This window comes from Streptacidiphilus carbonis (genome assembly GCF_000787775.1).
GTDB classification, from domain to species: Bacteria; Actinomycetota; Actinomycetes; order Streptomycetales; family Streptomycetaceae; genus Streptacidiphilus; species Streptacidiphilus carbonis.
Genome location: NZ_BBPM01000014.1, coordinates 103,033 through 108,959, shown reverse-complemented (window position 1 = coordinate 108,959; position 5,927 = coordinate 103,033). Strand labels below are relative to the sequence as shown.

The 5,927-nt window shown below is 74.4% G+C and carries 6 protein-coding genes; all 6 read right to left on the bottom strand.

Features of this window, described 5'->3' with window-relative positions:
* Positions 1–510: hypothetical protein (locus TR46_RS42270; protein ID WP_201776401.1), on the bottom strand; the 510-nt coding region annotated here is incomplete at its 3' end.
* On the bottom strand, positions 510–1,124 hold the full coding sequence (locus tag TR46_RS13575) for a hypothetical protein (protein ID WP_042399273.1): 615 nt from the start codon (positions 1,122–1,124) through the stop codon (positions 510–512). The genes TR46_RS42270 and TR46_RS13575, both read right to left, overlap by 1 nt.
* A 170-nt stretch (positions 1,125–1,294) precedes the next feature.
* Positions 1,295–1,654, bottom strand: a complete 360-nt coding sequence (locus TR46_RS13570) for a GNAT family N-acetyltransferase (RefSeq protein ID WP_369405988.1) — start codon at positions 1,652–1,654, stop codon at positions 1,295–1,297.
* Between the two features lie 60 nt (positions 1,655–1,714).
* Positions 1,715–2,236, bottom strand: a complete 522-nt coding sequence (locus TR46_RS13565) for a hypothetical protein (protein ID WP_042399270.1) — start codon at positions 2,234–2,236, stop codon at positions 1,715–1,717.
* A gap of 98 nt (positions 2,237–2,334) precedes the next feature.
* Positions 2,335–5,181 (bottom strand): hypothetical protein, encoded by a 2,847-nt coding sequence (locus tag TR46_RS42265; RefSeq protein WP_042399267.1) that lies wholly within the window; start codon positions 5,179–5,181, stop codon positions 2,335–2,337.
* Positions 5,178–5,927, bottom strand: a 750-nt coding sequence (locus tag TR46_RS13555; RefSeq protein ID WP_042399265.1) for an ABC transporter permease, incomplete at its 5' end; no start/stop codon positions are given. The genes TR46_RS13555 and TR46_RS42265, both read right to left, overlap by 4 nt.

The following is a 5,927-nucleotide window of genomic DNA, read 5'->3' as shown; positions in this document are numbered from 1 at the left end:
GCGGCGGTTGGCGGTGATGGACTCGGCCAGCCGGGCCGCCACCTGCTCGACCAGGGTGTCGGCCTCCTCGACCGCGTGGCGCGGGTCGTCGACGAAGTCGATCTGGATGTGCTGCCAGCGGTCGCGCAGCTTCTCACCGGCGTCCTGGGGGAACAGCCGCACGCCCACGCCGGGCCAGCCGGCCGCGGGGGCGCTGCCCGGTGTCGCCGGCGCGGCGGCCGGCTCCGGAGTCGGCATCGGAGTCGGCATCGGGGTCTCGGGGTGGGCAGCGCCGGTGTCCGCACCCGGCTTCGTCAGGTCGCTCCGTTCGATGTCCGCGTGGGAGTCGTCGTGGGTGCCGCTGTCGGTCCCAGTCCCGGCCCCAGTCTTGGACTCGGCCTTGGACTCAGCCTTGGACTCCGCGTCCGCGTCGGCGTCGGTCTCGGCGTCGGCTTCCGCGGGGGACTCCTCCTCCCAGCGGGCCCGGTCCTGCAGGTCCTCGTGCTGCTCGGGGAAACGTCGGTCGGACATCAGGCCGTCCTCTCGTTGCTGCTGGTGGGGGAAGTCGTTGCGCTCGCGCCGCCGCCGATGAGGTGGTCGAGGGTCTCGCGGGCGTTGACGAATGCCTGGCGCAGTTCCTCGGTGGTCGCCTCGCCCCGCTGGGCGCGCTCCGCGGCCTGCCGAGCGGAACGGTAGCCCGGCAGTGCGGCGGCGTTGTGCACGGACAGCACCGCGTAGCGGTCCTCGTCGGTGCCGTCAGTGCCGCCAGAGCCGTTGGCGCCGCCGGCCGGGAAGCCGCGGTCCCGCAGCACCTCGTCGAGCAGGTGGTCGGCGTCGATGACCGCCTTCGCAGGGGAGTCGACGAACTGCTCCTGCAGGGTGGTCCACTGCGCCAGGGCGCGCTCGCGCTGGGCCGCGTCCAGTGGACGGACATCCAGGTCCTTGGCGCGCTTGGTCCGTTGCTCCAGTACCTGGTCGGTCGCCTTGGTGTCGCCGTTGTGCTGGGCCAGTTCGCGCTCGTACTCGGGGCCGAACTGCTGCCGGAGCTTCCGGTTGCGCTGCTGCGGACGCATGGCGGCCATGGCGGCCAGCGCTACCACAACGATCACCACAACCACGATCACGATGATCAGACCTGTGGACATGCCGTTCCTCTCCTACGAATTGGGGCGCGCGGGCCGTCAACGCGCTCCCTCTGTAGGGCGACTTGCCGATTCCGACCAGAGCAAACGGGCCCCGGCGCAGTTCGCCGGGGCCCGCCACACGATCCGTTCCTCTGTTCATTCCTGACCCTGAGTTCATTCCTGACCCTGGGTCACCAGGTGGCCGGGTCGTCCTGACTGAGCACCGCCTTCGCACGGGCCGTCAGTTCCTCGGTCGGTGCCGGGGCCTGTTCCGGGTGCTTGAGCGACCAGCGCTTCAGGTAGGGGCAGAGCGGGACGACGCCCTGTCCGGCCTCGGCGGCACGGCGGTAGAACTCGGCCGCCAGCATTCCGGCGATGCCCTCGCCCTGGTGGGCCGGGTCGACCTCGGTGTGCACGCCGACCCGCGCCGCTGCCGTCGGCGGCTCGTCCAGCACGAAATAGGCGATCTGGCCGACCTGCTCCTGCCCCAGCAGGGCCCTGAGCCGGGTACGCCCGTCGTCGTCGAACTCGATGTCTGCCATGTCCTGCACCTCTTCGTTTCCGTCTCTCCGTCTTTCCCGTCCGAAACATCTGTTTCGCGGGCGCGGCGTTCAGCGCCGCTCGGCGGCTTCGTCCTCGGCGTTGGCCCGGTCCGCCGCCTGCTCGGCGGCCTTCACCCGGGCCTCGACCTCCTCGGCGGGCCGCCGGTGCAGCACGGCGTTGTGACGGGCTGCCAGCTCGTCGGCCGGGCCATCGTCGGCCTCGCTGATGTCGACGACCAACTGGCTGGTGTCGTCCTCCACCTCGGCGCCGAAGAGGATCAGCGTGGCGAAGGAGTCCTGCGCCTGGTGCGCCTCGCTGTTGCCGCCGAGCCAGGCGCCCGCCGTGGCGCCGACGAACGACCCCATCGGCCCGGCGAGCAGACCGATCAGCGCGCCGACCGCGCCCCCGGCGGCGGTCGCCGCCCCCACGTGGTGGATCCAGCTCTCGGCGATGTCGAATTCGCCCGCGGCCGAGCGGGTGAGCGCCGCCGCCTGGTGCACGCCGGGGAGCTTCTTGGCCTCCTGCAGCGCGGGCAGCGCCGCATCGGGGTCGTTGAACTCGAAGAACAGCACACGGTGGACAGCGGACACGGTGGTTCCTTTCGTGGCGGTCGGACCTGCCCAGTCTCGTTCACCGGCGGCTGATCCTCCACCTGATCCGGTCTGCCCGACCGGCGCGGCCACCGCGGCTACCTGATCCGCGCGGCGAGCGTCCTGGTGCGCGCCAGCAGCGTCTCCACCACCACTGCCGCCGCCAGCAGCAGCAGCGCCGCGCCGAGGCCCAGTGCCGCGGTCAGCGCCGGATCGGTGTGCAGCGCCGGACGGCCCGGGCCGCCGGTGAAGGCACGCAGGTCCAGCACCGGGCCGAGGATCCGCGGTTCGACCAGGCCGAGCAGCACCCCGCCCAGCGCGGCGACCGGGACCAGCGGCAGCAGCTGCACCAGGTGCAGCACGGCCGCCCCGCGGCCGGTCAGGCCGAGGGTGCGCAGGTAGGAGGTGGTCCGCCTGCGTTCGGGCGCGGTCAGCACCAGTTGCAGCGCCACGGCCAGCAGTGCCAACAGCGCCGCCAGCACCGTGCTCACGGTGTACAGGGTGCTGACCCCGCGGGTGAGCCCGTCCCCGCGCAGCGCGGCCAGTTCCTCGGTGCGCACGGTGACCTGCGCCGTCGGCCCGAGCACCCGCCCGGCGGCGGCACGCAGCGCGGCCGGGCCCGCGCTCCCGTCCGCGCCGGTGCTCCCGCCGGCGAAGAGCAGTACCGCGGTGTGCCCGGAGGACAGCTGCGGCAGCTGCTGCTCCGCCCCGGCAGTGGTCACCAGCAGCGGGGTGCCGTCACCGATCAGGGAGACCAGCGGGCCCAGCACCGGGTCGTCCCGTTCGGCGGCGGTGAGCGGGACGGTGGGGCTGAACCGGAGATGGAGCACCGGCTTCCCGTAGGGCTGGACCGTCACGCTGAGACTGCCGCCCGGTGCGCGCTCCGTCAGGTCGGACGAGCCGAGGGCCGGCAGTTGCACGGTGCCGTCGGCCAGGGTGCGGGTGGGCGCGGACAGCGCCCGGCTCAGGGCGCGCGCCCCGGCCGAGCCGGGGTCGGCGGCGCTGAGGGCGGCCGGGTCCACGGTGATCACCGCGACGCCGGTGACCCCGGCGCCGTTGCTGTCGCCGATGAGGTTGAAGGTGCGCAGCTGCTCGGTGACGGTCCGGATCCCGGTGCCGGTAGCCGTGGTGACCGGCGTCGTATTGCCCTGCTGCACCGCGACCGCGTCCGCGCCCGCCGCCCAGGCCGCCCCGGTGCTCGCGCCGACGCTCACGGTATTGACCACCAGACCGCCGAAGACGGCCGTTCCCAGCGTCAGCACCAGCACGAACAGGGCCATCCCGGTGGCCGGCGCGTCCCGTCCGGCCCGGGCCAGTCCGACGAACCCCAGCAGTCCGCGCCCCCGCCGCAGCCGCGCCGAGCACCAGCGCAGCACCGGCGGATACAGCCGGAGCAGCACCAGTACGGCGGCCAGCGCCACCACCACCGGCACCGCGCTGAGCCTGGCGTCCCCCTGGGTGCCGCCGTCCGGGGCGGCGGCGGTCCGCAGCGTGGCCACCCCGGCGACGGCGAGCACCAGCACGGTGGCCTCCAGCACCACCCGCCGGGCCCGGGACGGGCTGTCGGCGCGCGGATGGCCCTCGTTCCTGACGGCGGGCCAGGTCAGCAGCGGCAGCAGTACCCAGGCGGCACCCGCGAGTACGGCGGCCAGCAGCGGTCGCGGTGCCCCTGACGTCCCGTCGGGGGCGAGGACCAGGCCGACCGCGAAGCCCGCCGCTCCCGCCACCGCGACCACCGGGGTGGCCACCGCCGTCCGCAGCAGCACCAGCCGGAGCCCGGAGGCCCCGCGTGCCCGCTGCAGCCGCAGCTCGGCGTCGCGCCTGCGCAGCAGCAGCCGCACCGCCACCACGGCGGTGGCCAGGGCGACCGCGAGCAGCGAGGCGATGGCATAGGAGGCCAGGCCGTGGGCCTGGGCGTCCTCGGCGGTGAAGGCGGCGAACAGCGGGCTGAGGGCGTCGCCGACCAGCAGCGGCTCGGTGAGCTGACCGTCCAGCACGCAGCTGGGCGAGCCCAGCACCGGATTGTCGGCGCAGAGCGCGCCGCTGAGGCTGTTGCTCCAGGAGGCGAGCGGCTGACCCAGCGCGCCGGCCTGTGCGACGGTGTCCGTGCCGAGGGCGACTCGCAGCTCCCAGCTGAGCGCCGGCTCGGTCGGCAGCTCGGCGTTCATCGCGGTGTCCACGCCGTCGGGGGCGATCAGGCCGCGTGCGGAGATCAGCTGCTTGCTCGGATCGGTCTCCTGGGGGTACTCCAACGGCTGGTCCAGCGCCGCCTGCTCGATCCAGAAGCTGTCACCGGTCCGCCTGGGTTCGAAGATCCCGGCGAGGACGTACCGGGAAGTGGTCGGGTCGGGGCCGTGCTGGGCCAGCGTCAACTGCTCGCCGACGTGCAGGCCGAGCAGGGCCGCGGAGGCCCGGGACAGCGCGATCTCGGGCGGGCTGCCGTGCCGGACCGCCCGCGGCGCGTGGCCGGAGGTGATCCGCAGATGCGCCTCGGCGTCGGTGATGTAGGCCGGTGCGATGTCGGTACGCACCACTGTGCGTTGCGGCACGGCGGGCGAGGCCAGCGCCTGCGGGTCGAACTGCGCCTCGGCGCGGGAGACGGTCAGCGCCGCGGCGAGCCCGGGTTCGGCGTGCGCGACCAGTTGCCGGCCGCCCTTGGCCAGCAGTGCCGCGGTGTCCACGGGCTTGCCCGGGGTGGCCCCGTTGGGCAGCAGGTTCCACAGGCTCGGATCGCGGCCGGGGTTGTCCGCCGTGGTGGAGACCGTCATCAGCGCGCCCTGGCTCTGGGCCGTCGCCAGCCGCTGGCGCAGCGCCCGGTCCTCCTGGCCGGCCGCCAGCACCGGTGCCAGCGCGGCCAGCCCGGTCAGCACCGCCACCAGTACCGCGAGACAGCCGAGGAGCGGCAGGTCGCCCCGGGCCTCCGCCCGGATCAGTCGCCCGTTCACGCGCTCTCCCCGGCCCGCAGCACCCGTACCAGGTCCACCCGCGCGAGCAGCCGGGACAGGGCCATGACGACCAGGCAGATCACCGCGGCCGTGCCCAGCCCGGACAGCGCCACCCCGCCCCAGGGCACCCGGACCCGCAGCGGCGGGAAGGGCGGCTGCCCGGAGTCGTCCACCGTGATCAGCGGCAGCACCTCGGCCGCGAGGGCGGTGCCCAGCAGCGCTCCCGGCACCACCGCGAACAGGGCGATGCTGAGCTGCTCGGCCCACAGCAGCGTCGACAGCGACCTGCTGCGCGCCCCCATCGCCCGCAGCAGTGCGAACTCCCGGCGCCGCTCCCTGGTGGACACCACCGCGTGGACGGTGAAGCCGACCACGGCGAAGGCCGGGGCGAGCAGCCGGCAGAGCGTCAGTACCTTGCGCAGCCCGCTGCGGAAGGGGTCGCCGCGGAGCCGGGCGGTGGACTGGGCCACCGTAAGCGGGCTGCCCAGGGCCGGCTGTGCGGTGACCGCGGCGGCGGTGCGGGCGGGATCGCTGCTGCTCAGCCGCCACTGTGTGGGCGGCTGCTGGTCCACCCCGGAAGCGGCCAGCGCGGTGGCCAGGGCGTGCTGGTCGGCGGTGAACCAGCCGGTGGTGCGGGTGGCGCCGAGGCCGGGCACGGCTGCGACGCTGCCGGTGATCCGCACCTTCAGGCTCCGGCCCGAGCCCAGGTCCAGGGCGGCGGTGTCGCCCACGGAGTGGTGCAGAGC